This is a genomic window from Candidatus Sulfotelmatobacter sp., assembly GCA_036500765.1.
Taxonomy (GTDB): domain Bacteria; phylum Acidobacteriota; class Terriglobia; order Terriglobales; family Acidobacteriaceae; genus Sulfotelmatobacter.
In genome coordinates this window covers 1,651,353-1,678,202 of record DASYBM010000004.1, presented here as the reverse complement: position 1 = coordinate 1,678,202, position 26,850 = coordinate 1,651,353, and the positions used below count along the sequence as shown (strand labels likewise).

26 protein-coding genes are annotated in these 26,850 nt (G+C 58.1%); 18 read left to right on the top strand and 8 right to left on the bottom strand.

The window, feature by feature from the left end:
- Positions 1 to 215: 215 nt before the first annotated feature.
- Positions 216 to 1,061, bottom strand: a complete 846-nt coding sequence (locus tag VGM18_10000) for a menaquinone biosynthesis protein (protein HEY3973326.1) — start codon at positions 1,059 to 1,061, stop codon at positions 216 to 218.
- A gap of 85 nt (positions 1,062 to 1,146) precedes the next feature.
- On the opposite strand from VGM18_10000, the gene dprA reads away from it, so the two are divergent.
- From dprA to VGM18_09945, 11 genes are all read left to right on the top strand, one after another.
- Entirely contained in the window at positions 1,147 to 2,319 is a 1,173-nt protein-coding gene (gene dprA / locus VGM18_09995) for a DNA-processing protein DprA (GenBank protein HEY3973325.1), read from the top strand.
- 61 nt (positions 2,320 to 2,380) lie between these two features.
- On the top strand, positions 2,381 to 2,746 hold the full coding sequence (locus VGM18_09990) for a four helix bundle protein (protein ID HEY3973324.1): 366 nt from the start codon (positions 2,381 to 2,383) through the stop codon (positions 2,744 to 2,746).
- Positions 2,747 to 2,860: 114 nt separating this feature from the next.
- Complete coding sequence (gene topA / locus VGM18_09985; GenBank protein HEY3973323.1) at positions 2,861 to 5,365, top strand: type I DNA topoisomerase; 2,505 nt, start codon at positions 2,861 to 2,863, stop codon at positions 5,363 to 5,365.
- 76 nt (positions 5,366 to 5,441) lie between these two features.
- Positions 5,442 to 5,903, top strand: a complete 462-nt coding sequence (locus VGM18_09980) for a hypothetical protein (protein ID HEY3973322.1) — start codon at positions 5,442 to 5,444, stop codon at positions 5,901 to 5,903.
- 159 nt (positions 5,904 to 6,062) lie between these two features.
- Positions 6,063 to 6,224 (top strand): hypothetical protein, encoded by a 162-nt coding sequence (locus VGM18_09975; GenBank protein HEY3973321.1) that lies wholly within the window; start codon positions 6,063 to 6,065, stop codon positions 6,222 to 6,224.
- Between the two features lie 60 nt (positions 6,225 to 6,284).
- Positions 6,285 to 6,863: a biotin transporter BioY gene (locus tag VGM18_09970; GenBank protein HEY3973320.1), complete on the top strand. Its 579-nt coding sequence runs from the start codon at positions 6,285 to 6,287 to the stop codon at positions 6,861 to 6,863.
- 128 nt (positions 6,864 to 6,991) lie between these two features.
- On the top strand, positions 6,992 to 7,873 hold the full coding sequence (locus VGM18_09965; protein HEY3973319.1) for an MqnA/MqnD/SBP family protein: 882 nt from the start codon (positions 6,992 to 6,994) through the stop codon (positions 7,871 to 7,873).
- A 169-nt stretch (positions 7,874 to 8,042) separates the two neighbouring features.
- A complete protein-coding gene (locus tag VGM18_09960) occupies positions 8,043 to 8,735 on the top strand; it encodes an HAD family hydrolase (protein ID HEY3973318.1) in 693 nt (230 codons plus the stop codon).
- A gap of 249 nt (positions 8,736 to 8,984) precedes the next feature.
- Complete coding sequence (locus VGM18_09955; GenBank protein HEY3973317.1) at positions 8,985 to 10,283, top strand: HD domain-containing phosphohydrolase; 1,299 nt, start codon at positions 8,985 to 8,987, stop codon at positions 10,281 to 10,283.
- Between the two features lie 178 nt (positions 10,284 to 10,461).
- Positions 10,462 to 12,699: a DUF1800 domain-containing protein gene (locus VGM18_09950; GenBank protein ID HEY3973316.1), complete on the top strand. Its 2,238-nt coding sequence runs from the start codon at positions 10,462 to 10,464 to the stop codon at positions 12,697 to 12,699.
- 127 nt (positions 12,700 to 12,826) lie between these two features.
- Positions 12,827 to 14,083 (top strand): DUF1501 domain-containing protein, encoded by a 1,257-nt coding sequence (locus tag VGM18_09945; GenBank protein HEY3973315.1) that lies wholly within the window; start codon positions 12,827 to 12,829, stop codon positions 14,081 to 14,083.
- A 35-nt stretch (positions 14,084 to 14,118) separates the two neighbouring features.
- On the opposite strand, the gene VGM18_09940 is transcribed toward VGM18_09945, so the two are convergent.
- The gene (locus VGM18_09940) at positions 14,119 to 14,775 is read right to left on the bottom strand and encodes a DUF2306 domain-containing protein (protein ID HEY3973314.1); all 657 of its coding nucleotides are present in this window, start codon (positions 14,773 to 14,775) and stop codon (positions 14,119 to 14,121) included.
- Positions 14,776 to 14,832: 57 nt separating this feature from the next.
- Between VGM18_09940 and VGM18_09935 the strand changes: the two genes are divergently transcribed.
- Entirely contained in the window at positions 14,833 to 15,465 is a 633-nt protein-coding gene (locus VGM18_09935) for a TetR/AcrR family transcriptional regulator (GenBank protein HEY3973313.1), read from the top strand.
- 34 nt (positions 15,466 to 15,499) lie between these two features.
- Here the strand turns inward: VGM18_09935 and VGM18_09930 are convergent, their stop codons facing one another.
- Together VGM18_09930 and VGM18_09925 are read right to left on the bottom strand one after the other, a co-directional pair.
- Positions 15,500 to 15,808: a Rieske (2Fe-2S) protein gene (locus VGM18_09930; protein ID HEY3973312.1), complete on the bottom strand. Its 309-nt coding sequence runs from the start codon at positions 15,806 to 15,808 to the stop codon at positions 15,500 to 15,502.
- Between the two features lie 139 nt (positions 15,809 to 15,947).
- Complete coding sequence (locus VGM18_09925) at positions 15,948 to 16,508, bottom strand: NADH-quinone oxidoreductase subunit B family protein (GenBank protein HEY3973311.1); 561 nt, start codon at positions 16,506 to 16,508, stop codon at positions 15,948 to 15,950.
- A 465-nt stretch (positions 16,509 to 16,973) separates the two neighbouring features.
- On the opposite strand from VGM18_09925, the gene VGM18_09920 reads away from it, so the two are divergent.
- From VGM18_09920 to VGM18_09910, 3 genes are all read left to right on the top strand, one after another.
- On the top strand, positions 16,974 to 17,246 hold the full coding sequence (locus VGM18_09920) for a hypothetical protein (protein ID HEY3973310.1): 273 nt from the start codon (positions 16,974 to 16,976) through the stop codon (positions 17,244 to 17,246).
- A complete protein-coding gene (locus VGM18_09915; GenBank protein HEY3973309.1) occupies positions 17,243 to 17,659 on the top strand; it encodes a PIN domain-containing protein in 417 nt (138 codons plus the stop codon). The genes VGM18_09920 and VGM18_09915 overlap by 4 nt, the downstream gene beginning before the upstream one ends.
- 298 nt (positions 17,660 to 17,957) lie before the next feature.
- Positions 17,958 to 18,566, top strand: coding sequence for a PEP-CTERM sorting domain-containing protein (locus tag VGM18_09910; protein HEY3973308.1), 609 nt, complete (start codon positions 17,958 to 17,960; stop codon positions 18,564 to 18,566).
- A gap of 154 nt (positions 18,567 to 18,720) precedes the next feature.
- Here VGM18_09910 and VGM18_09905 read toward each other — a convergent pair whose 3' ends face one another.
- From VGM18_09905 to VGM18_09890, 4 genes are all read right to left on the bottom strand, one after another.
- Entirely contained in the window at positions 18,721 to 21,012 is a 2,292-nt protein-coding gene (locus VGM18_09905) for a tetratricopeptide repeat protein (protein HEY3973307.1), read from the bottom strand.
- Between the two features lie 146 nt (positions 21,013 to 21,158).
- Positions 21,159 to 21,794, bottom strand: coding sequence for an EpsI family protein (locus VGM18_09900; protein ID HEY3973306.1), 636 nt, complete (start codon positions 21,792 to 21,794; stop codon positions 21,159 to 21,161).
- Positions 21,795 to 21,796: 2 nt separating this feature from the next.
- Positions 21,797 to 22,606, bottom strand: a complete 810-nt coding sequence (gene xrtA, locus VGM18_09895; protein ID HEY3973305.1) for an exosortase A — start codon at positions 22,604 to 22,606, stop codon at positions 21,797 to 21,799.
- 270 nt (positions 22,607 to 22,876) lie between these two features.
- A complete protein-coding gene (locus tag VGM18_09890) occupies positions 22,877 to 23,020 on the bottom strand; it encodes a hypothetical protein (GenBank protein ID HEY3973304.1) in 144 nt (47 codons plus the stop codon).
- 557 nt (positions 23,021 to 23,577) lie between these two features.
- Between VGM18_09890 and VGM18_09885 the strand changes: the two genes are divergently transcribed.
- The 3 genes from VGM18_09885 (at position 23,578) to VGM18_09875 (ending at position 26,806) form a co-directional block, all read left to right on the top strand.
- Positions 23,578 to 24,540: a sigma 54-interacting transcriptional regulator gene (locus tag VGM18_09885; protein ID HEY3973303.1), complete on the top strand. Its 963-nt coding sequence runs from the start codon at positions 23,578 to 23,580 to the stop codon at positions 24,538 to 24,540.
- A gap of 15 nt (positions 24,541 to 24,555) precedes the next feature.
- On the top strand, positions 24,556 to 25,194 hold the full coding sequence (locus VGM18_09880; protein ID HEY3973302.1) for a polysaccharide biosynthesis/export family protein: 639 nt from the start codon (positions 24,556 to 24,558) through the stop codon (positions 25,192 to 25,194).
- Positions 25,195 to 25,258: 64 nt separating this feature from the next.
- Entirely contained in the window at positions 25,259 to 26,806 is a 1,548-nt protein-coding gene (locus VGM18_09875) for a hypothetical protein (GenBank protein ID HEY3973301.1), read from the top strand.
- Positions 26,807 to 26,850: the final 44 nt, after the last annotated feature.

The window sequence follows — 26,850 nt, the reverse complement described above, 5'->3', positions numbered from 1 at the left end:
TTGACTCTTCGTGCAAGTGATTGAAAAGTCGTAGAACGGCCCGGGGGCCCGCAGGACGCGCGACCGCACGGCGGATGATGTCATCCCTGCCCCGAGGAAAGATCGTCGCTGCCAGGCCCATTTCCGGCTCGGGAAAGGGCATTGCAGGGGGCGATCCGTAGGCTGGAAATTCGGGACCGTCTCACCCAGTTCATTATACGTACATACAAGTAATGCTAAACTGTATGTACAGAATCGAATACTTTCGTTTCGGCAAACCGCAGCTCCGGCGTCGCCGCCAACGCGCCAACTTCCATTGCGTAACGATAAAACAAACGCAAGCCTTCCAGACACCCGGCATCGAGCCGATAATGAATATTCTGGGTAAGGTAGCTGCGCACGTCGGCTTCGGTCAGATTGAGGCGCGGCGCCCATTCGCGGACGATCTGATTGAGACTGGAAGGCTCCAGCCCGTGATCGCGAGATTTCTGAAAGACAGCCGGCAGATCCAGCGACGGGGCAGCCTCCGCTAACGCCGCCGAACGCACTGCCCAGAAGGCGAAGACGAACGGCTTGCCGGTGTGGCGAATCCATTCTTCCGCCAAGTCCAGCGTGTGGAAGCGCGCGCGATCGACTTTCAGCGCGGGATCGCCAATGAGCAGTCCGGCATCGTGCTCGACCAGCATCTTGTCGATGTCGGGTGGCATCGGCGTAAAGATTCTTCCGCCGCCCAGCCACTTCTCAAACAGAACTTTGGTCAACGCCACCGACGTCATGGACGATGTATCGAGCGCGATGGTGCGAATTGTCTCTACCGGAACCTTGCTGACCAACAATATTGACCGCACCGCTCGCCGCGAAGCGATTGCGACGTCGGGGAGTATCTGGAGGCCAGGGATCTCCGCATACGCGGCCGCCGGAATGATGCCGATATCGGCAGTCCCCTCCGCCAGCGCCCGCGCGCATGCCGAGGGCAGCGTGTACGAAATATCGAAGTCGCGGCCGGCCTGGCCGTGCTCGAAATCCCACATCAGGGGAGCGGTATTGAGGTAAGAAATGGCGGAAATACGGAAACGGCTCATCTTTCCACAATTTTAACTCAAACCTTGTGACGGATAACCTTGACTTGCTTCTCCGCCGGTGATTACAGTCCGCTCGGAGCGAATTGTGTCCAACGCCGCGGTATCCGCGTCATCGTCATCATCCTCGACCCATCTGCTGGAATGGCTGGCCATTTCGCTGACTCCCGGCCTGGGCCCGACCAGGGCGCGCAAGCTGGTGGAGCATTTCGGCTCGGCCGCAGCTGTTTTCCGCGCGTCTTTGACAGAGCTTGAGAGCACCGGCATTCAAGCGGTCTCGGCGCAATCGCTGGCCACGGGCAAGTCGGCGGCTCTGGCGCGCGAAGAGATTGCACAGGCCGCATCGATCGACGTGACCTTGCTCTCGCTCGACGATGCCTCATACCCACCGCGCTTGAAGGAAATTTACGATCCGCCACTGATTCTGCGCGTGCGCGGAAATGTTGATGTGCTGACCAGGCCTGGCATCGCGATGGTGGGCACGCGCCATCCCACGCCTTATGGTTCGGGCATGGCCGAGCGGTTGGCATGCGATCTCGCCGCGCAGGGGCTCGTCATCATCTCTGGCATGGCGCGCGGTGTCGATACCGCCAGTCATCGCGGCGCGATCTCCGCCAAAGGCAAGACTGTCGCGGTGTTTGGCACGGGCGTCGACGTGATTTATCCCAAAGAAAATTCGCGTCTCGCCGAACAGATTCTGGCTTTGGGCGGCGCGTTGATCTCGGAATTTCCTCTGGGCACGTTTGCCGCGCCGCAAAATTTCCCCATCCGCAACCGGATTATCAGCGGCATGTCGTGCGGCGTGCTCGTGGTGGAGGCCGCGGAATATTCCGGTACGCGCATCACCGCGCGCTGCGCCCTTGAACAGAATCGCGACGTCTTCGCCGTGCCCGGCAACGTCACCAACAAAAATTCCTGGGGACCGAACACACTGATCAAACAGGGCGCCAAGCTGGTCGCGACCTGGGAAGATGTGTGGGAAGATCTCCCGGCAGAAGTACGACTTGCATTGACTCCGCCCGCCTCGCCTGAATCTCCCGGCGCCTCCTCCGCATCTCTATTCCCGGACGAAGGGCTCCCTCCTCACGAGAAGCGAATCCTGAGCCTGCTGAAAGCCGACGAAGCCACGCACATCGATGAGATTGTCGAAAAGCTGGAGGCGCAGTTATCGTCCTCCGAAATTTTCGCCGCGCTCTTCGAACTCGAGCTCGCCGGCAAAGTGCGGCAGATGCCGGGGAAGAATTTTGTGAAAAGCTTTTAGCGCTCTTGGCTATTGGCCTTTGGCTCTTGGCTTGAACCATTCAGTACCGAGGAGGCGCCTCATGAGAAATTACAAGGACTTGCGGGTTTGGCATGAAGCACATCAGCTTACTTTGGCTGTCTACAAAGTAACAATGACGTTTCCCAAGGACGAGCGCTTCGGGATGATCAGCCAGATCCGACGATGTTCTTCTTCGATTGCCGCGAACTTGGCGGAAGGCTGTGGGCGAAGGTCGGATGGGGAGATGGCTCGATTTGTCCAAATTGCGATGGGTTCCGGCTCAGAACTCTCCTACCATCTTCTTTTGGCGAAAGACTTGGGCTTCCTGTCCGAAGAGGGTTTTACGCCGCTGAACTCGCAGACTGAGAGAGTGCTGAAAATGTTATCCGCACTCTCCGCAAAGATCAGAAATATCTCCGCGGCGTAAGGATTCAAGCCAAAAGCCAACAGCCAAGAGCCAAGAGCTTTCTTGCAGTAACTTGTTGCATCCCGCCAATTCGTGCTAGCTTCGAAAACGGAATTAAAGGAAACAGAGGATCCATTGTCTAAAGGTTTAGTCATTGTCGAATCGCCGGGTAAGGCGAAAACCATCCAGAAATATCTGGGCAAAGGCTTCACGGTCGAGGCCTCCTACGGCCACGTGCGGGATTTGCCCAAGAGCACATTGGGCGTGGACACGTCGAACGACTTCGAGACGGATTACGTCGTCATCCCCGGCAAAGAAAAAGTTGTGGCCAAGCTGAAGAAGCTGGCGGGCGCGGCGGATTCGATTTATCTGGCGCCTGACCCGGACCGCGAAGGTGAAGCCATCGCTGCGCATCTGGCGTTTGAACTCGGCGACAACGGCAAAGGGAAAAAAGCCAAGAAAGTAAAGTTAAAGAAGGGTGAAGCGGAACCGCCTCCGCGCATTCAGCGCGTCACCTTCAATGAAATTACCAAGCGCGCGGTGCAGGCGGCATTTGAGCATCCGCGGGCGATCGATCAGAATCTGGTCGATGCGCAGCAGGCGCGGCGTGTGCTCGACCGGCTCGTCGGATATCAGGTTTCGCCACTGCTTTGGGATAAAGTGCGTCGCGGCCTGTCGGCGGGACGTGTGCAGACCGTGGCTCTGCGATTGATTGTGGAGCGCGAACGCGAGATCAAAGCGTTCCAGAAGGTCGAGTACTGGACGATCGATGCGCACCTTGCGGCCAACAAGCCGCCGGCGTTCGATGCGCGGTTTCTGGGCAAGGGCGAGGAAAAAATTGAAGTCACTAACGGCGAAGACGCGGAAAAGATTCGTGCCGCTCTAGAGAAGGCCGACTGGATTGTCCGGGCGGTTGATAAAAAAGAACGCCGCCGAAATGCCGCTCCTCCGTTCACGACCAGCAAGCTGCAACAGGACTCGTCGCGCAAGCTGCGCTTTAGCGTGAAGCGCACCATGATGATCGCACAGCGATTGTATGAAGGCGTGGAGTTGGGCGAAGAAGGCTCGATCGGCCTCATTACTTATATGCGTACCGACTCGGTGCGGGTTGCGCCGGAAGCGATTCAGGAAGTGCGTGAATATGTGGGCAAGGAATATGGCGCGGCTTACCTGCCGGAGAATCCAAACGCCTATAAAGACAAAAAAGACGCGCAAGGCGCGCACGAAGCCATTCGGCCGACGTCGGCGATGCGTCATCCCGACCAGATCAAGCAGTACTTAAAAGAAGATGAGTTCAAAGTCTACAAGCTGATCTGGCAACGGTTCGTTGCTTCGCAGATTATGCCGGCGGTCTTCGACCAGACGACGGTCGACATCGACGCGAAAAATGGCAACGAAGTTTTCTGGTTCCGCGTGACCGGATCGGTGCTGAAATTCGACGGCTTCCTGCGCGTCTACGAAGAATCGAAAGAAGGCAAGGACGAAGAAGACGAGGAGCTGAAGCACAAGCTGCCCGCGCTCGAAGCCGGACAGAAACTTACTCTCAGGGAATTGAAGCCGGAACAGCACTTCACCGAGCCGCCGCCGCGCTTCAACGAAGCGTCGCTGGTGAAAGAGCTGGAAGAGCGGGGCATTGGCCGTCCGTCGACCTACGCCGCGATTCTGACCACGATTCAGGAACGCCAGTACGTGCAGAAAATTGGCGGCAAGTTTTCGCCCACGGAGATCGGCCTGGTCGTCACCGACCTGCTGGTGGAAAACTTCCGCGACATTTTCGATCTGCAATATACCGCACGTCTGGAAGAAGAACTCGACGAAATAGAAGAAGGCAAAGAGAAGTGGCAGGACGCCATGGCCGACTTCTACAAGAAGTTCACCAAGGATCTCAAGTATGCCGAAAAGCATATGGAGAACATCAAGCGGATGGAGAAGCCGACCGACGAGAAGTGTGAAAAGTGTGGCTCTCCGCTGGTGATCAAGTGGGGCAGGCACGGATCGTTTTATGCGTGCAGCACCTACGATAAAGAAGATCCGAACACCTGCACCTTTACCAAAGAGAATCCGATTAATTTGCCCGATCTCGATTCAGCCGACGTGCAGGAGACTGGCGCCGCGGAAGAATACTGCGAAAACTGCGGCCGCGTGATGGTGCTGAAGCGCGGGCGCTTCGGGCAGTTCATGGCATGCACGGGATATCCCGACTGCAAGACCACGCGGCGTCTCGACCAGGGCAAAAAAGTTCCCGACATTCCGCTCGACGAACTGTGCCCGAAGTGCGGACGCAACATGATGATTCGCCACGGGCGTTACGGGGAGTTCACGACGTGCAGCGGATATCCCGAATGCAAGTATGTGAAGCAGAACTTTATCGGGGTGAAGTGCCCGGAGTGCAAAGAGGGCGAACTCGTCGAGAAGCGCGCGCGCAAGGGGAACACGTTTTACGGTTGCGGAAATTATCCCAACTGCAAGTTTACTTCTGCGCACAAGCCGATCCCCGAGAAGTGCCCGAGTTGCGGCAGCGAATATCTGGTGGAGAAATTTCTCAAAGCCGGGCCGGTGATCGCGTGTCCGAATAAAGAATGCGATTACGAGCGGCCAGCGCCGCCTCCACCGCCGGAAGCGGCTGCGACCACAGCGTGATCAAGACGGCTTCCGGCTCTCGGCTTCGGGCTTCCGGAAGGCGAGCGCCAAATCTAAAAATTACACGGAGAAAACTATGGCCAAGAAACCGACCACAGCCGATGCTCATCTGATCCTTGAGCTCTACGATCTGCGCCGCGAGGCCGAGATGCGCAAAGCCCGGAAGTGGTACGTGGAGCAGTTTTTCCCAGAAAGCGCCGACGACTGCCTCAAATTGGTTTGGGCGATGGGGACGCAAGAAAACGCCTGGATGCGCCAAGTGGGCGGCTACTGGGGAATTGTCGCGTCATTGGTACTGACCGGTGCATTGAACGAGGAACTTTTTCTGCAACCGCCCTTTAGCGGTGAAATGTTTCTCATTTTTGCGAAGATTTATCCATACCTCAAGGAAATTCGCGCAAAGATGGATGACCCGAACATCTTCCTCAGCATTGAGAAAGCCATCACGCGCACGAAATGGGGACGTGACCGCCTGCAATTCACCTTGAAGCGAGTCGAGACCATGCGCGAGCGGCGGAAGGCGCTGGCCAGTTCCTAGCTCCGAGCTCAAACCCGCTAACCTTGAAAACATGATCGTACGGCGGCTTCTATTTGTATTTTCCATGCTTCTTCCATCTAGCCAAAGGTTTTGTTTTCGCTAGCCGCTAGAAGGCAGCAGCTGGAAGCTGTCGTTCTGATATCCTAGCCTGCTGTGCGAATGATCTGGTGGTTCCTGATCCTGGGCGTGAGCACGCTGGTGGTAGTGTGTGTGGCGATTGCCTTGTATATGCACTTGCGGCGGAATCTCCAGAAAGGGCAGGCTTCGCAGGAAGATCCCTCGCGCGAAGCAAAGCATCGCACGGACAGCATTGAGCGGTGATCGATGAGGATGAGGCGTTGAAATAAAACGCTGAGATCAGAAAGCGGCTTGGAGATCGACATGGCAAAGTCAGCAATTCGAGTTTTGGAAACTCCGCAAGAGCGGGCTCTCGAAGCCTCGCGACAGGTCGCGCTCGTCGTGGGCGCGAGCCTGGTGGTGGCGTTGTGCGCGCGCATTACGATTCCCCTGATGCCGCTCACACCAGTGCCGCTGACGGTGCAGAATCTAGGCGTACTGCTGGTCGGGCTGATGCTGGGCAGCCGCCGCGGCTTTGCGGCTCTGGCACTTTACTTGGTGGAAGGCGCGGTCGGGTTGCCGGTGTTCAATCCCACCGGTCCGGGAGGGATCGCCCAGTTGCTGGGACCGACCGGCGGATTCTTGATGGTGTATCCGTTCGTCGCGTTCCTGGCGGGATATGTTTTCGAGCGCGGAGAAAAGTCGTTCGTGCGTGCCGCGCTCGGAGGTCTTCTGGCGGAGTTGTTGCTCTTCGCCGGCGGTTTGAGTTGGCTTTATGCGTTCACGCATTCGCTGGCCAAGGCGGCGTATCTCGGCCTGTACTGGTTCCTCGCCGCGGAAGTCATCAAAGTAATGTTCGCTGCCGCGATTGCGACTCGCTGGCGCGGCGCAGTTAGGCGATAGATTCGTTTACCTGGTCCGGCGACTCGTGGAAGAGCGGCCCTTCAGGGCCGCGTACTGTGCCGAAGGGAATCGGGCTTTAGCCCTGCGGGCATAGGATATCCCCGCTTGTGTTTCTATTGGAGTTCAAGATGACAGCAGTATCCGAAACCGCAAAAGCGCCGGGCAGCAGTGCCTCCGGTCAAGTTCGAGAAATTACCGTGGCTCACAGCCCCGACTCCGACGACGCCTTTATGTTCTACGGCCTGGCCACGAACAAGGTCCGCACGCCGGGTCTGCGTTTCACCCATACGCTTTGCGACATTGAGACGTTGAACCAAAAAGCGCGCGAGGGCGTCTACGATGTGAGCGCAATTTCGTTTCATGCCTATCCCTACGTGCACGACAAATACGCGCTGATGACCTGCGGCGGCAGCGTGGGCGAGGGCTACGGCCCCATGATCGTTTCGCCGCGCGCGTTCACGACCGACGAAATCAAAACGAAGAAGATCGCCGTGCCGGGTACGCTTACAACGGCTTATCTGGCTTTGCAGTTATTCGCTCCCGGAGTAGAGACCGAGGTCGTGCCGTTCGACCAGATCATTCCGCAGGTGCTCGAAGGAAAATATGAAGCTGGCCTGATCATTCACGAAGGCCAGCTGACTTATGACAAGTCGGGCCTGCACCGCATTGTCGATCTCGGCCGCTGGTGGCAAAAAGTGACCGGCCTGCCGTTGCCGTTGGGAGGCAATGCGATTCGCCGCGCCCTCGGGCCGGAGTTGATGCCGCTGGTTTCTGCCGCTCTGCGCGAGAGCATACAGTACGGGCTCGATCATCGCGAGGAAGCTTTGTCGTACGCGATGCAGTTCGCGCGCGATCTTGACACGCAGTCCGCCGACAAGTTCATCGGGATGTACGTGAACGAGCGCACGCTCGACTATGGCCCGGACGGTCGCGAAGCCGTCCGCCGCCTGCTTGACATGGGGCACAAGGCGGGCATCATCGGGCCGGAGGCGAAAGTGGATTGGGTGTGAGGGAAGTCGCTATTGGCTCTTAGCTCTTGGCCTTTAGCTTATTACCTTGCATCTTTTGGAACGACGCGCAGCTTTCTTGCTCTGCATGATGTGATCCAGGTTTCTTCCCCAGTAATCAGACGTTGGGGTTGAGCCAAAAGCTAAGAGCTAAAAGCCAAGAGCCAAAAGCTTGCCGCCCCAAACTCTCCTCATCGACGCCGACGATACGCTGTGGGAGAACAATGTCTACTTCGAGCGGGCGATCGCGCGCTTCATTTCGTTTTTGAATCACCACGAATTCTCGCCGGAGCAGGTGCGCGGAGTGCTCAACGACGTGGAGCGCGAGTGCATCGTGACGCACGGCTACGGCCTGCACAGCTTTGCGCACGCGTTAGTGAAGACTTTTGAACGCCTGAGCGTCGAGCCCGTTACGGCTGAGTTGCATGCCCAGGTCTTGAGTTTTACGCACGCTATTACCGATCATGCGATCGAGATGCTGCCGGAAGTGCCCGAAACCTTGCAGTATTTATCCGAGCGTCATCGTTTGATTCTCGTGACGAAGGGCGCCATCGCTGAACAGAGCGGCAAAGTCGAGCGCTCGGGATTGAAGAAATATTTCGCGGCCGTTGAAATCGTGGCCGAGAAAAATCCGGAGGCCTACGCGCGCCTGGTTGAAAAATACGGCTTTGCCTGCGAGTGCACGTGGATGGTGGGAAACAGCCCGAAGTCCGATATCAATCCCGCGCTCGCCGCCGGCCTCCACGCCATCTTCATTCCACATGGCGATACATGGATCCTGGAGCACGAAGAAGTGAATCCCGCTCCGCCACGGCAGAAATTGCTGATCATTGGCCGCTTTGCCGAGCTGCGCGACCATTTCTAAGTCAAAATCCTTAACCACAGAGGGCACTGAGGAACACAGGGGAAGAAAAAAGCCTCTGTGGAACTCTGTGTCCTCTGTGGTTAACGCTCTTCGCCGTAGTCTTTACGCTGTACAAGTTTCCCCACCAATGCCCGCGATGGCACGCCCGTGGCGGAATCAGCTTCGTCACCACATTTCCATCTTCGCCACTACCGCATCAAACTAACCAACACGAAGTCTCGCTCAGGGCCTTCCCCGCATGCTACGCTCATGTTGCTCTGCGATCTGGCTCCCACTTCGTCAGTGGCGATTCGGACCAACAATTTACGGCGGCTGCTGCAAACGGTTGAGGCGCTTTCCGAACTCGGTCCCGCGCTGACGGCGGAGCGCGAGTTCTCGGAAACGTCGCGGCTGATGCTGTCGGCCATCATGGAAGCGGCGGGCGCGCGCGAAGGTGCGCTCCTACTGTTCAACGACAAGCCCGCGATGCTGACCGCGGCCGCGGCACAGGGATTTGCCCTGATGCCCGATCCCGCCTTCATTCCTCTCCTGCCCAAACATGTGCATGCGCTCACCGCGGCGCGCGGCCCCATTGTTCTCAACTCGTCGACGTATTCGGTGTTCCTCAGTTCCAACGGCAACGTCGCGCCGGAACTGTTCAAATGCCTTGCCCCTCTGAAAGCGGGTGGGCGACTGGCGGGAGTCGTCGCTCTGGGCCGGCGTCCTGGTGACGCGCTGTACGAAGACAGCGAACTCGACGCGCTGGAAATGCTGTGCAGCTACGTTGCGTTGGCGGTGCAGAATCACGCACTCACGCAGACCATCGCGCAGCGGGTCTCGGAAAATCTGCGGCTGATGGCATCGCTGCACGGTTTCTATGACAACGCGCTCGAAGCTTTTGCCACTGCCATCGATGTGAAGCACGTCAACATTCACGGCCACTCGTTGCGCGTCGGGCGCTACGCCGCCGCTATCGGCGAGGCGATGGGCATGGACCCGGGCGAAGTGGCTGCGCTGCGCAGCGCGGGATACCTTCACGATATTGGAAAAGTCGCGGTCGATCGCCGCCTGTTCGGCAAAGCCAGCGCGCTCGATCCCGACGAAGTTCGCGAGATGGCCGACCACACCACCGTCGGCCACCAGATCGTCAGCAGCGTGCAGTTTCCCTGGCCGAAGATTCCCGAGTCCGTGCGCTGGCACCATGAGCGCAGCGACGGCTCCGGCTATCCCGACAAACTGGTTCAGGATGACGTGCCTCTGGCGGTGCGTATTGTGGGCCTTGCCGACTCGTTCGACGCCATGACCAGCGCGCGTCCGTATCGCGCTCCGCTGTCGGTGGGCAGCGCCCTGAGCGATCTGGTGCGCATGGCGCCGGAGAAATACGATCCCAATGTGGTGCAGGGATTGCTGATTCAAGTGCGCCGCGACGCCGTGCGCAGCAATCGAGCGCCACTGCTGGAAGGCATGTCGGTGAACATCGCGGCCGCCGACATCGATCAGCTGGCCGCTACTTTGCAACACAAAGTCTCGCGCGGCAGGATGTACTTGGCCAAAGAAAGCGGCCATTAGGCTCGAGACTTCCAATCCGCTGCTAATCGTGCTCCCAAAGCCGTTATTCCCCGGTTAGTTTCGGATTCTCCGAGAATCCGGTCCAATCGCAACTTTTTCTCCCCCAAGGGTTCATAATGAGAGCACCTACTTTGTTGGGGAGTGATTCCTGAGAGCCCGCCTCATGAAATTCAGCGCGATGAGATTAAGCGTCGGCAAGGTTGCGTTGGTTGCTGCGTGCCTGAGTTTCGCCTGGGCCGTCCCGCAATTGCTCGCGAAGAAAAAAGACCAGGCGGTCGATACTGCGCTCACCGAACAGAAACGGGCCGTGCATGCGCTGAATCGCCTCACCTTCGGTCCGCGGCTCGGCGACGTCCAGCAGGTGGCCGCGATCGGGGTCGACCGCTGGATCGATCAGCAGTTGCATCCGGAGAAAATTTCCGACAGCGCTGTCGAGGCGCGTCTTGCGCCCTTTCGGACGCTGCGCATGAGTTCGAAAGAAATCGTCGAGGAATTTCCCGACAACCAGGTGATCAAGCAGATCATGGAAGGTAAGCGGTCCATGCCATCCGATCCTGCGAGACGCGCCGTGGTTGAAGTGCAAATCGCGCGCATGCAGGAAAAGCAGGAAAAGAAGGGACGCAAAGAGGAAGCCGCGGCTGCTGTGTCCGCTCCGGCTGGACCGGCTGCGAGCGATACTGCGAAGACAGCGGAAGAGCTGGCCGCTGCCGCCGCTGCTACCGCTGAGCCGGCCGCAGACGGAAACATGATGAGCACAGAGCCGGCGAGCGCAACAACCGCATCTGCCAACGAAATGACGATGGCGCCTAAAGCCGGGACCAAGCCCCTGGACGATGCCGAGGCCGCCCGCCGCCGCGAAGATCGTCTTTATGGCGATTTGAAAGTGCAGGGACTGCTCGATCTTTCGCCTGACCAGCGCTACAAGAAAGTCATGTCGATGTCTACCGGCGAGCAGTTGGAATTCTCCGACTCCCTGCGCGGCAAGGGCGAAAATTTTCTCGATGGCATGGACCCCAAGCAGAAAGAAACGCTGATGGCCATGAACAATCCGCAGGCCGTGGTGCTCTCGGAACTGGTTCAAGCCAAGCTGTTGCGAGCCATCTACAGCGACCGTCAACTGGAACAGGTGATGACCGATTTCTGGTTCAATCACTTCAACGTCTTCGTCGGCAAGGGTCCGGAGCGCGAGTTCCTCACCAACTATGAGCAGGAAGTGATTCGTCCGCGGGCGCTGGGCAAGTTTGAAGATCTGCTGTTGGCCACAGCGAAGAGTCCGGCGATGCTTTTTTATCTGGACAATTGGATGAGCGTCGGACCGAATTCCCAGCAGGCGCAGGGAATTCCTGCGCGGCCCATGCGCGGCGGCTATGGACCGTACGGCCGTCCGCGGCGCTTTCCTTATCCTGAACAGCGGCCAGGAGCGAATCCGAACGGGAAGCGGAAACAGACAGGGCTGAATGAAAATTATGGCCGCGAGTTGCTGGAACTGCACACGCTCAGCGTGAACGGCGGCTACTCGCAGCGCGATGTCACCGAAGTCGCCAAAGTTTTCACCGGCTGGACGATCGAGAAGCCCTATGAAGGCCTGGGTTTCCGCTACGATCCCCGCATGCACGAGCCTGGCCCGAAGTTTGTGCTGGGACACAAAATCAAGCCCAGGGGCGAAGACGAAGGCAGGGAAGTGCTGCACATGCTCGCGACGAGTCCGCAGACTGCGCATTTTATTTCGTTGAAGCTGGCGCAGCGCTTCGTCTCCGACGATCCGCCGCCCGCGCTTGTCGAGCGCATGGCGAAAACCTTCGAGAAGAAGAAGGGCGACATTCGCGAAGTCCTGAGCACGCTGTTCCATTCGCCGGAGTTTTGGGCCGACACGGCTTATCGCGCCAAAGTGAAAACGCCTTTGGAATTTGTCGCATCGGCGGTGCGCGCGACGGGCGCCAACGTTGACGATGCCTTTCCTCTCGCGCGGCAGATCGGCAACCTGGGCATGCCTCTCTACTCGGCGCAGCCCCCCACCGGATATTCGATGAAGGCCGATACCTGGGTGAGTTCGTCGGCATTGCTCGGCCGCATGAATTTCGCGCTGGGCCTGACGGGCGGCAAAGTTCGCGGCGTGAAAGTGGATGCCGTGCAGTTGGCCGGAGGTCCGCCTCCACCGCCAGATGCCACTACTGCACTTGCCGCGCTGGAAGCGAAGTTGCTCGCCGGCGATGTGTCGAAGCAGACACACGACTCGATCATCGCGCAGATCGAGGCCCCGACGAAGAATGCGATGCCGGACGCGGGGATGCAGGATTCGAAGGCTCGCGGCGATGCGATGAAATTGCCGCAGCGCAAGCCCGACGCGCCGCATCCGCCTGACGCGAGCACGATGGCTGGGTTGTTGCTGGGTTCGCCGGAGTTTCAGAAGAGATAGCTGCTAGCTTCTAGCTGCCAGCTAAACAAGACCGCTATATTGCTTCGTACTTAAAAAGTCGCGTCGAGATTCTTAAGAATGCATAGGAGCCAGATTTGCTAGGAGCTAGCAGCTAGGAGCTGTCGTCATGTCCATCACCCGTCGAGTTTTTCTTCGCAACGGCGCGCTGGCCGTAGTCGGCACGGCGGCGGTGCCGAGCTTTCTGCAACGCGCGGCTTTTGGCGCCGTCGAGAGCGGCGGACGCAACAAGCGTCTCGTGGTGATTTTTCAGCGCGGCGCGGCCGACGGACTGAACATCGTTGTGCCTTATGCCGAGCCGCAGTACTACGTCATGCGGCCGAGCATCAACATTCCGCGCAAGTCGGTGATCGATCTCAACGGCTTCTTCGGGTTGCATCCGTCGCTCTCGCCATTTCAGCCGCTGTGGCAGCAGGGACATCTGGCCATTGTGCACGCCGCGGGATCGCCCGATACAACACGGTCGCACTTCGATGCGCAGGATTTCATGGAGACGGGAACGCCCGGGGTGAAGATCACCGAAGATGGATGGCTCAATCGGTCGCTTCACACTCTGCCCGCAGGCGGGACGATGCCGGCGAAGAATTCTCCGTTTCGCGCGATTGCCCTAGGGCCGTCGGTGCCGCGAATCTTGAGCGGTTCCGCGCCGGCGGTCGCGATGAATAACATCAACGACTTTTCGGTGGGCGGAAAAAATCCTAAGGCTTCGCCTGCTGCGAGCGCGTTTGAGGCGATGTACGATCACTCGTCCGACAGCATTCTGCATGGGACCGGCGAAGAAACCTTCGACGCGGTGAAAATGCTGAAGGCTGCGAATCCAGAGCAATACACGCCCGCCGCGGGAGCTAACTATCCCAAGGGCCGCTTCGGCGACGGACTGCGGCAGTTGGCGCAGTTGATCAAAGCGAACCTGGGCGTGCAGGTGGCGTTCGCCGACATTAGCGGCTGGGACCACCACGTCAACGAAGGCGCGGTCGAAGGCCAACTTGCCAATGTGCTGACGGAATTTTCACAGTCGCTGGCAGCATTCTGGACCGATCTCGGCGATCTCGGTGAAGACACGGTCGTGGTGACGATGTCCGAGTTCGGACGCACCGCGCGCGAGAACGGCAATCGCGGCACCGATCACGGCCACGCTAACGTGATGTTCGTGCTGGGCGGGCCCGTGAAAGGCGGCAGAGTGTACGGGCGCTGGCCGGGGCTCGACCAGTCGCAACTCTACGAAGGCCGTGACCTGGCTTTGACCACGGACTTCCGCCAGGTGATCGGCGAAGCCGTCGCGCGCCACATGGGCAACAAAAATCTGGCGGCGGTGTTTCCGGGATATGACAATCAGCCGGGGAGATTTCTGCGAGTGCTCGGCTGACAAGTTCGGCTGCACGGTTTCAGGACTCAGAGTCTTCAGGACGAGATCGCGTATTGTCGCGTGTAATCGACCCACGCCTCAGCGGCGAGAAACGTAGTCGTAAATCCCAGCCAGAACGCGATCCCAAAAAACTCATGAGGAGTGAGCCGGCGGAAGGCGAAAAACATACCCACAATCGGGCGCGTCGTGGCTACACCCAGGGCGGCGCCGAAGGCGCGAATCATCCATTCGCGATGCCGCGCCACTTCTTTGCGGCGAATGTGCAGGTAAGCTTTGATCAGGCAAAACAGAAACACGATGGCGAAGAGCGTAGTGGCCGCGGTTTCGTTGGGCCCGCCGATGTTCATCTTATAGCTCATGACCAGCGCGGAGACCCCAATGATGAGTCCGCAGAGCATGAGCACTCGTCCCATCCAGCGATGAATCTGCAAGTGCTTTCGTCGAATGCTGGGCGAGAACTGGAAGGGTGCCAGCGCAAGGAAGAGTCCTCCCGGCAGAATGTGGAGCAGCGTCAACGCCATGTGGCGCGCGAATCCCGCATCGAGGCCGGCGGCGGGAGAGGAGTTTCCGGCGGAGAACCGCACCGGCCAGAGCAAAACCAGCGTCCGGCGTGTGACCGCGGCAATCCCGATGAAGGCGAGAAAACCGACTGCGATCCAGAGCCAGCGGGTTGCATGTTTTGATACCGGCATGAATGTCTCCGAGATCGTTTCTATATATTATACATATTGTATGATTAATATATATTCATGAGCCCGAGGACTTACCAAATGGGGCAGCGCCAGGCTGCCGTCGACCAGACCAAGGAGCGGATTCTGGAAGCGGCGCGCAAGTTGCTGCTGGCGGAAAGCTTCTCAGAATTCACTATGGAGGCGGTGGGGCGCGCGGCCGACGTCTCGCGCCTTACGGTGTATTACCAGTTCGACTCCAAGGCGGGACTGCTCGAGGCTTTGTACAACTACCTTGCGCGGCGCGGAGAGATGGAACGACTCGCGGATGTCTTTCGGAAAAGTGGCGATCCGTTGAAAATGCTGAGCGATTTCATCGTGGTGTTCGCGCGCTTCTGGGCTTCAGATCGGGAAGTGATTCGGCGATTGCACGCGTTGGGCGCGATCGATGCCGAAATCGGGCAGGGACTCCGGGCGCGCAACGAACGCCGACGTAAGGGCCTGATGGTTATCGTCGAACGCTATTGCAACAGGTATCCTCCGCTGACTTCCAAAGAACTTCCCGTTGCGATTGACACGCTGTACATGCTGACCAGTTTCGAAACCTTCGACGCGCTCTCGCAAGACGAAAGATCCATGGAAGAGGTCGTCGATGTCATCCGCAAGATGGCTCATCTCGCGATCCGGTTCACGCCTAAGTTTGTGGGTCACTAGAGCTCGCACGCGGGTTCATGAGTCAGGACGGCGGCTAGATTTCGATCAGCACATCGCCGTTTGCGATTTTCAGCGGGTAAATCGCAACTCTTGTCTTCGAGTCTTGTTCGGCTTGGCCCGTTGTGGGGTCCCATTCCCAGCCGTGCCAGGGACAGACGATCTTGCCGCGCTCGATGGTGCCTTCGCCGAGCGGACCGCCGCGGTGCAGGCAGATGTTGTCCATGGCGCTGAAAGTGCCGTTCACGTTGGCGACGCAGATCGTCTTTTCGCCGCAGGGGAATTCTTTGGCTTCATCGGCGGCGGGTAGTTCGGATTGCGTGGTGAGCTTGATGAAAGTTGGCATCGTTCGTCTTCGTGGTTAGATGCGCCTCGCTGCGCTTGGCGGGACGGGCGAATGCGCCCGTCCCCACACAACCCCTTCCCCACACGTCATTGCCCACATGAGCCGTTTTGCTGATAGCTGAAAGCTGAGAGCTGACAGCTTATTTGGGTTGCAGCGTTTGCGCGATCATTACCTGGCGCTTGAAGTTTTCGACCATGTTGGGGTCGAGGCGGACTTCGGTGGGCTTTCGGGCCAGCGTCATGGTGTCGATTTTGTCCTGTAACTTAAGCAGGGCGTAGAAAAGATTTTCCGGGCGTGGTGGGCATCCGGTGACGTAGACATCGGTCGGAACTATTTTGTCGACGCCCTGCAACACGGCGTACGTATTGAACGGACCGCCGACCGACGAGCATGCGCCCATGGAGATCACCCACTTCGGATCGGGCATCTGATCATAGATGCGCTTTACCACCGGCGCCATCTTCAGGGTCACCGTGCCGGCGACGATCATCAGATCGCTCTGGCGCGGGCTGGGACGAAAGACTTCCGAGCCGAAGCGCGCGATGTCGAAGCGCGACGTGGAGGAGGCGATCATCTCGATGGCGCAGCAGGCCAGGCCAAACGTCATCGGCCAGACGGCAGACTTGCGCGCCCAGTTGAAAACGTAGTCCACGGTCGAGATCATGAAATTCTTTTCGAACTTGTTTTGCAGCCAGCCCATGAATGGCCTCTTTAAGATGTCCGGCTTAGATGTCCGGCGGAAGGTCTACACTGGCAGTCTAGGTAAGGGGCGGGACGGTGTCAAACCCCGGGTCTGGTCTGAGATTCGACATGGAACAAGTTTCGTACTTTTCGAATCTCCGAGAGTGGGATAAACGTAGAGCAGCACACAATATGTTTTCGCCGGGGGAGATCAATGGAATGCCAGACCAAGGATGACCTGGAGCAGCACCTTTCGGATGTACGCACAGTCGCCAGCAGCCGTGGACTCAACTCTGAGGAACGCGAGGCAGTGACGCGGGCTGAGCGTTTCGCTATTGGTCTCGTCCGGGAACACGATGCTTCGGGTCACGGCGGCAAGCGCTGTCCATTCGCGACGCAGCTTTGGTCGGAATAGGTTGGGCAGAGGGTGGGTTTACCGGGAATATACCTTGCCCTGGTTAAGGGTTCCACGTATTATGTGGGCATGAACATTACGCTCTCCCTCGACGACAAGCTGGTTAAAGAAGTTCGAAAGATCGCGGTCGAGCGCGATACTACTTTAACGGCGCTGGTGCGGGCGCATCTGGAAGCACTCGCCTCCGAGCACGCCAAGTCGGGACGCAAACGTCGCGAGGTGGAAGCGCTGGAGCGGAGCTTCCGGGAAGTGAAGATCAACTACGGGAAGAGAACTTGGCGTCGGGAAGATCTTTATGACCGGCAAAGTCATTATCGGTCGGAGCATCGGTCGGGAACATGAGCAGTCGTGATTTCCTGGACACCAACATTCTGCTCTGTGCCTACTCTCCTGTCGATTCGCGCAAGCAGAAAATTGCAGACGAGTTAGTTACGCGGGCGGTCTTGGGCGAGTTGGTGATTTCCGCGCAGGTGCTGGCCGAATTCGCATCTGTGCTGCTGCACAAGGTTTCGCCGACGAAGACTCCCGACGAAGTCAAGAGGATCGTCGATGTCCTCGGTCCAATCTCAGTGGTGGTTCCGGATGGCGACATGGTGCGGCGCGCGGTTGAGGCGCACGCCGCTTACGGCATCCACTTCTACGACGGCATGATCGTGGCCGCTGCCGAGCGCGCGGGATGTGAAAAAATCTGGTCTGAAGATTTCAATCCGGGACAGGAATATTTCGGCGTGACTGTGGCCGACCCGTTTTCATAATTCAGATTCCTGCGCTCCCCTCGTAGAACTGTGATCGCGATCACGCGCTGCTGGCCAGACTAGACGGGGCTTCCCCAAAAGATTTCTTGCGATGTTGCGCAGATGTTTTCACCTTCACCTCGAGCAGAACCTTCCAAATCGCCCACAAGTCTTTATTCTACTGAGGCTTACTAGAATTGACACTTTGGTACTCGAGGTGCAAATTGGGGGCAGTGCCTTAATCTCTCCCTCATTAAGGCGCGAGCCACGCGTCGTTCGTCTTCGGACTCGGGCGAAGTAACTCCTAGGAGAAATGTGCATGAAGAAAACTCTATTACTGGCTGTCTTGGCACTGGCCCTGCCGATGGCTGCTTTTGCCGGTAGCGGTATCGATTACACCAACAGTGGCGGCACCTTGTCGGGCACGAGCAGCGGTCTTACGCTGAGCGGATCCGTTCTGGTTGCAGTCAATGGGCTGAATGGGGGCGGGCTGATCACGGGCACTGACCTGGGCAGCGTCACCTTCTCAACCGGAGCGCTCACCAGCGGATCTCTGCAAATGGGAGGCACGTTCGCGGGTGGCGGATCGTTCACCATCACTGGCAATGGCAGCAACGGAATTCCGAACGGAAGTCTATTCTCGGGAACTTTTTCGGGGCCCGTAACCTGGACGCTCGTAACTCTGGCCAACGGAACCCATAACTATACCCTAACCGGCGCTTTGTCCGGTTGGAATGCAGCCGGAGCCTCGATTATGGGTGTGACCGTGCAGTTAACGATCAACACCGGCAAGGGCTTCTTCAACGGCAGCACCACTATTTCAAGCGGTGACACCAACATGGTAGTTCCCGAACCGGGTTCCTTGACCCTGCTCGGAACCGGATTAATCGGTTTGGCGGGAGTGCTTCGCCGCAAGCTGACGGTCTAAGCGTTTCACTAGATGCTGGAAAATGAAACCCCGCCGCGAGGCGGGGTTTTATCTTTGGTGGTCGGATTGGCTATGGTTGGTTTTGGCGTGTTCATCGCTCGGGCTTCGCCCGTCGCGGGACGGCCGAGGCGGCCCGTCGCCGTATGAGCTGTTGCTAGCTGCGGAGATCGGACAGAGCTTTGCGGGCTTCGGCGTGATCGGGACGCAGCTTGACCGCCTTCTCCAATTGCTGGCGCGCCAGCGAGGACTTATTGTCCTTTTCATAAGCGAGGCCGAGGTGGTAGTGAAGATCGGCATCGTCAGGTTCGCCGTGTTTTTCGCCCAGCCGGAGGGCTTCCTGGAACTGGTTGATGGCGGATTGATAGATGCCTTTCTGATAGTAGGCCCAGCCTAAAGTATCGGCGGCGTTGGCAGAATCCGGCATGCCGCGGCGCGCGGTTTGCGCCAGGCCCATGGCTACATCGACGTTGCCGCCCTGCTCGAGCATCACATAGGCCAAATTGTTGGATGCGAGAGGATGATCCGGGGCGATGCTGAGCGCCTGCTGATACATGGCTTTCGCGTGATCCCAGTCTTTCCTGGCTTCATACAGTTCGCCGCAAAGAATGTATAAAGAGGCTTCCCGGGGATTGTCCTTGAGGGATTGCAGGTAGAGCGCGAGCGCCTGATCGGCGGAACCTTGCTGAACCTGCACCTTGCCCAGCTTTTCCAGTGCGTCGGTGTTGTTCTTGTCGAGTTCTATTGCTTTGCGGAGCGCGGCTTCGGCGCCGGGAAGATCCTTCTTGCCGTTGAAAAGCGCGGTGCCGAGAAGATCGTAGAAGTTCGCAGTCGTCGGGGACTTGGCAATCTGCGCGTTGGCTGCGGCGATGGCTTTGTCATACTGCTTTTCTGCGAAGTAAGTATTCATGAGGCCGCTGAGGGCGTCGGCCGACGACGGGTCTTTGTCGAGCGCCTGCTGGTAGAACTTTTCGGCCTCGGGGAAGTGCTTCTGGGCCAGTTGGACATTTCCTAACTGGACATAAGGGGCGGGACTCTGCGGCGCCCGTTGCAGGGCTTGCTGGGCGTCCTGCTCGGCGTCGGCGTATCTCTGACGGGCGACTTCGGCGATGCCCTTGAGCAGGAAGCCGTCCGGCGAATAGGGCTGGGTGGTAACAATTTGCTGCCCAGCCTGTAGCACCGCGTCGATATCGCCGCGCCGCAAAGCCATTCCCGCCAGGGCACGCTGCGCGTCCGTCATATCCGGACGGAGCCGAACCGCTTCGCGCCACTCCGACTCGGCCTGAGTGGCATTATTCTGTTGCGCGAAAGCGTTCCCTAACTGGTAGTGCGCGACGGCGTTGTCGGGATCGTTCTTCAGCGCAGTTTGGAGGGAATCAACAGCGCCCCTGGCATCATTCTTCCGTAGCTGCACCTGGGCCTTGTAGACCAGGGCATCGACGTCGTGCGAGTTGGATTTGAGAATCTCATCGTTGAGTTTGGCGGCTTCGTCGAGGCGGTTCTTGAGAATCAGGATCTGGATATAGTTTTTCTTGATGGTATTGTCTTTGGGATGGTCGGTATAGAGAGAACCATACTCCACGATGGCTTTGTCCAAATCGCCGGTGGCGAAGTAGAAATCGCCGAGCATGCGATAGCCTTCGGGATTGCCGGCCAGATCTTTCTTGGTTTGACGCAGGAAGGATTCAATCTCATCCTTCTTTCCTTCCTGCATGAGAAGCCGAACCAGGGCGGCGCGGGGATCCGGACTCTTGGGATCGACGGTAATGGCACGGCGGTACTGCTGCTCGGCTTCCGGCAAGCGGTTACTGGACTGAAAGAAACCGCCGAGGGCAAGTTGGGCGTTCATCGCCTTGGGATCGACTTCGGTAGCTTTTTTGAAAAGGCCCTCAGCCTTATCGGGTTGATGGACCCGCATTTCGAAGATGGCGAGTAGCAGATAGCTCTCAGAGCGGTAGGGATCGGACTTGATTGCCTGCTCCATCTCCTGTATGGCGGCAGGAAGATTGTCCTGCGCGGCGTAGAAGTTGGCCCAGGCTTCGTGAGTGTCGGGGTTATCGGGCTGTTTTTCGCGCAGAGCATCGAGATGAGGCTGAGCGTAGTTGAGTTGTCGCCCGGAGATCAGGAGGTTGGCCAGATCGACGCGGGCGGTGTAATTGTCGGGGAACAGTTCGACCGAGCGCGACAGTTCCTGCGCAGATCGTTGCCAGTCGTGCAATTTCAAATAGGTTTCGCCCAGCTTGTAATGCGCCTGCGCGAAGCGGGAATCGATCTGGAGGGCATTGGAATACTGGATCGCGGCTTCGCGGTACTTGCCTTCGGCGTAATATTTCTCGCCGCTGTCGAAATATTTCTGTTTGCGCGCGTTGGGATCCCGCGAGCATCCGGTGACGAACATCGCAAGCAGGGAACAGGTGAGCAAGAGGCGAACGGAAGTGGCACAACTCATCGGTATTCTCCAATGGCAAGCACGGAGGCAATGTGCATGATTTTTCGGGGAGGATCTACCCATCATATTGTAAGCCAAGAAAACGGCCAAAGTTACTCCTGTTACTTTCGGTGGCTAGCCGGGGCCCCCAAAAACTGCGGAACACGTCAGCGAGGGATGTAGTCGTCGAGCAACGAAACCACCGTGCCGGAGAAGGGCATCAGGCGCTGTTGGGCGGCGATGGAACTTTCTCCGGGAAGCATGGCCGTCGAGATGCGCACCAGGGCGCCGTCGCTGCGGTTCATGCGGATGGCATCGGCTACCAGATAATACTTGGCCCAGTACTCGCTGGCGATTCCGCGATCGTGGGCCCAATACCAGTACAAGACCAGCAGGCGGGAGTCCCCTTTGGCGATGACGTAACGGTTGACCGGAAACGGCGCATGACCCGGCAGAGAAAGCTGGATGCGTTCGCTTTCCACGGGCAGCCATCCTGCGCCAGGCAGGCAGTTCTTGGGCGAATGAATGGTATCGCCCGCGCGCTGGCTGGGAAAATACGCGATGTACAGATTGACGGTTGGACTCAGGTTGGTTTGTGGCGAATATTCGCGTAAGAGGAAGTCGCCTGGGCCCAAAATGTCGAGCGTCTCCTTGTCGATGGGCAAGTCGGTCGCCTTCCACGCGCCGAACTGCTGGGGGAACGCATTGAGGGGCAGTCGCTTGGGGAAGACTTCGTTGCGGCCGCGCGCCTGGAGCAGGACGGCAGTAAGTCCGATCAGGGCGGCGGCGGCGATGAAACGCATTTTCAAAGCGCTTTCTCCGCTTCCACCGGCCAAATCAGGCATATCGCCCGGTGTAGGAGATACATCGCGACCAGCGCAATCAGAAAGATAAACAGACCCCAGGAAGCGTGGAAATAGCCTTCCGCCTTGTCGGGATCCCAGTATTGCACCAGCAGGCCGGTTCCAATAATGCGCAGACTGTTGGCGGCGACTGCGATGGGTACGGAAGCAATGGCCAGCACCACGCGGACCGAGGTTCGGCGATCCATCAGATAGCCGTAAATGATGGCCAGCGTAACCAGAGACATGAGCGAGCGGATGCCGCTGCAAGCCTCGGCTACGTTCAACGGCATGGCAGGAAGATTGATTACGTTGCCCTCGCGGAATACGGGCACGCCCAGCCAGGGCAGAATGACGGCGGCGGCTTGCGAGTCCAGTAACTGGAGCGGAAATGTGATCTGGTTAAAGACGATGGTGGGGATCGGGATCATCAGAATCAAGAACGCCAGCGGAAACAGAAGAGCGCGAAAGTAGTTCCATCCCCAGAAGAGCACAATCAGGCCGGCCAGCACGAGTAGCATGGAAGAGCGAGCGAGAAAAAGTTCGGCTCCAAGCTGACCCACGACAAACACAGCCAGACCGAATAGTAGCAGCACCAGACCGGACCAGGAGGGGTCGAGGGGAATTCTGGCCAGGCGGTGGCGCTCCTGCCAGATGACAAAGGCGGAGAATAACGGCACGAAAAAGCCGTGAGAAAAATCGGGATTCTGCCACCATTGACTGACGAGGTGAACGAGGGTGGGCCCGAAGAGCCACAGAGACAGAGCCGCAATAATCGCAAGCTGGTACCACGAGGTCGATGCAAGCCATCCTCGTCGTGGAGGCTGGGAGACTTGCTCGATTTGCGCCAGAGAATTCAGAGATAGAGATCCTATTACCTGGGTGAAATCTCAGCATAAGCGAGAGCTGAGAGCCACGCAACGTTAAATTGGGGCCTGGGATACACCAAAATAACGTAGCCACCCGCGGTCCGCTGAGTGCCGGCAGAGGCACGGAGTTCGAGGGCGGAAGCCGTCGAGAAGCGGCAGCAAGAGTGCTACCGACTAGCGGGGTGTGGACGCGGCCGGCGAACTTGCCGTTTTTCCGGTGATCACGCCGATTCCGAGGCCACCAACGGCGCCCGCCAGCACTCCAATAACCGCGAGAAATGCGATTCGGTCGAACAATGAACGGCGTTTTTTGCGCATCGTCTACGCTCCTGAAAAAAATTGGGCCAAATGCCGGATGAGGCGCGATTCTAGCCCTGCCACCGACAGCAATGGTTACGGCCAGGTTAAATCTGCGGAAAGTACCAATCCCTAGGGCAAGGTTGCGCGAATGCATGAGATACTTTCATGGGATTGAATCGGAAGCAAGGCGATGAGCTCCGAATCGCGGGAAAGCGAGTACTGGATAACTTTTGAGTTATTGTCGAGGCAATTAAATTCAGGCAGCGTGGCAGATATAAACGGTTACAATTTACGGCAAGTGTGCTTGGAATGCTTCCACCGTTAGCGCTGGGAGTCAGACAATGTGAGAAAAAGTTTTCCCACAAAACCCATTGGATTGTTGATTGAAGGCTGAAGGCTACTATAGATTTCTCTCCCCCGTGGCGTTTCCAATTTAACTCTAAGTTATTGAAAATAGGTATAATATATCGTTCTCTACCGAGATCTGCCAGCCGCGAATCGGGTGGCAACACTCGTGCAGGAGAGGCAAGAGTAAGTTCTGTGCAGTTTGAACGGGCGTCAGGTGAAAGGTAATAATGGGCAATATCTTGCCTAATGCTGGACGAGGCGACGGAGAAGGCTTGGCGGCGGCGCCGGCGGAAATCGCATTTGTCGAAGGGGTAAGCGCCAGCATGCGCCCGGTCGAGGCGGTAATCCGGGAACTGGCGCAGAGCGAAGTTCCGGTGCTGGTGCTGGCGGAAGCCGGATCGGGCAAGCATGCGACAGCATTGCGGATCCATCGCATGTCGCGAAGGAGTGCGCAACCTTTCCGCTGGTTTCAATGCCTGGGCCTGAAGCCGGAAGAATTGGAGATTCTGGAAGAACAAGAGATTGCCGGAGCGAGTGCGGGGACGATTTATCTCCAGGAGCTGGCGGACTTGAGCGCGGAAGGGCAGGACCGGCTGTTGGAGGCTCTGCCTCAATCGTCAGGCAAGAGCACGGAGGGTAGCGAGCGGGCACGACTGATTTGCAGCAGTGCGCGCGATCTTGAAGTCGAGGTCAAGCGGGGCCGGTTTCGCGAAGATCTTTACTACCGCATCAGCGGCGTGTGCCTGCGCCTGCCGCCGTTGCGCCAAAGAAAGGAAGACATCCCATTTTTGATGGGATATTTTCTGCGCAAATATGCCCGCGATTTCCGCCGCACAGTTCCCGACCTGAGCGCCGAGACGCTGCGTTTGTTTCTGGACTATGCCTGGCCAGGGAATTTGCGCGAACTGGAAGACGCGGCGCGAGTGCTGGTGGCGCTGGGGGACGAGCAGGTGGCGCTGGGCGGACTCCGCGCTCTCTTGCGTAGACCGGAAGCGGGGGGCAATGCCGCGGGAATTTCTCTGAAGGCCGCATCGAGAGCGGCTTCGCGCGAAGCGGAAAAAGAGTTGATCCTGAATGCGCTGAAGCGCACGCGCTGGAACCGGCGGCGGGCCGCGGTCGAGTTGCAGATCAGCTACAAGGCCCTGCTCTACAAATTGAAGCAAATTGGATTCGAAGGATACGGAGCCTAGCTCCCGGAGACGTCGATGACGAAAGTGATGAAGATAGGAGTGTTAATAGCGACGGGCCTGTTGGCGGCGGGTCTGCCGGCGCAGTCCGGCGAAGTGGCGAAAGCCGAGGCCGGCAAGAGCGATAAGGCAACTGTACAAACTGACAAGTCCGCGGAGCAGGCGCCCGCGCTGGCGCTCGACTACGTCATCGGAGCCGACGACACGCTGCATATTTCGGTGTGGAAGGAGCCGGATCTTTCCGAGACGTTGCCGGTGCGTCCCGATGGAAAAATCTCGATGCCGCTGCTGAACGATGTAACGGCGGCGGGGCTCACGCCGTTGCAATTGAAGGATTCGCTCACCGAGCAACTGAAGAAGTACATTTCCGATCCGCGGGTGACGGTAGTGGTGACGGCGATGAATAGCCGGCGCATTTTCGTGACCGGAGAAGTGGCGCATACCGGGCCGATGGCGCTGCTGCCGCACATGACTATGCTGCAGGCGCTGGCTCAGGCCGGCTTCACGCAATTCGCCAATCCCAAGGCGACTTATCTGCTGCGCAATGAAAACGGGAAGCAAGTGAAGCATCCGTTTAATTACAAGGAAGTGGTGAAGGGAAGGAATCCAGAACAGAATATTGTTTTGCAGGCGGGCGACACGATCGTCGTTCCCTAAGATCAGTCGTTCCCTAAGACTGTTCCGTGGCATCGTTCTGCAAGAATAGTTTTGAAGGAAAGAGATGAGCCAACGTAAGAACATCTGGATTCTGGGCATGCTGGTGTGCGCGCTGTGTGGAGCGTGGGCGCAAGACACGTCCACGCCGCCGGCTGGTGAGCCTGCTCCGCAGACCACTGCTCCGCAGACCACTGTTCCGCAGAGCAGCCCGCAGGAGCCTGTACCTGCCTACGGGCAGGAAAATCCCCCGCCCCCGGTCAGCGACAATCCTCCGCTGTCGGGACTCGATCTGCCGTCGCTGGAACCGCACGCGGCGCCGCTGAGTTACATCCAACCGGGAGCAACCTTCAGCGAGTCGGCGGACTCCAATGCGGGCGACACCGCGGGAGGCTCGGCCTTCTCCTCGATTACTCGCGGGATCGGAAGCGCAACGCTGAAACGATTGTGGAGCCACTACGACCTGGCCATGGATTATGCCGGCGGCGTCGCCTACTACACCCTGCGGGGCATTGGCTGGAAGACGCTGCAGCAGATGGATCTCGATCAGAAGGTCACGTGGAAGCGGGGCCAGCTGTCGCTGCGCGATAGCTTCAGCTATCTACCGGAAGGCAACTTTGGATCCTCTTATGGGTCGACGGGCTCGCAGGGAATCTCGTCCCTGGGAACCACGGCCTTCGGCAGTTTCTTCGGAGGGAGCAGCCTGGGAGCCCTCGGACAGGTCTCACGCATGACGAATGTAAGCCTGGCCGACGTTTCGGAAAGCCTTACGCCCAAATCCTCCATCACGGTAGCGGGAGGCTACGCTTTTACGCACTTTTATGGCAGCGATCAATCGACGGGGGTGAATTTCATTGGCAGTTCGCAAACTTCCGGACAGGTAGGCTACAACCGCACTCTGACCACGCATACCCAGATCGCCCTCGTGTACGGATATCAGGCGTTCGATTTCTCAGTGTTTGACACGGCGTTTCATTCGCACGTAATCCAGGGCATGTACGGGCACCGGATCACGGGACGAATGGATTTGCTGATTGGAGCCGGGCCGCAGATCACCCTCATCAGTTCATGCCCATTTTTCTTCTCTGGAGTGTGCCTGAGTGGCACGGTTCCGAATACCAAGCTGGGAGTTGCAGGACAGTTTCGGCTGCGGTACAAGTTCACGAGAACGTCGCTGGATTTGCGATATGAACGATTCGAGACCAGCGGATCGGGAGTTTTTGCAGGAGCGCAGAGTGACATTGCGCGGGTTACGGCGAATCGTCCGTTATCGCGGATTTGGAGCGGCTTCGCCGATATTGGATACGCGCACAACGTTCGCCTGCAAGGTCTAACGCAGTCGGAAACAGCCACTTGCAATCTGCCCGGGCAGTCGAATCCGAGTCTGCCGCCATGCCCCGGGGTCGACGCGAACGCGTATTCCTTTGGTTTCGCGGGAGTCGGAGTACATCGGCCGTTTGGCCGAGAATTTCACGGGTATACGAGCTATCAGTTTAGCGAGTTGTCGTTCGATCGTTCCTACTGCGGGACTGGTGCTGCCTGCGGCAGGATCTCGAACCGGAACGTATTTACAGTTGGATTGGACTGGACTCCCCGCCCGATCCGGATTGATTGATTTGCAGGGCCGCGCATGCCGAACCTTGAGATTGAGGAAGAGCG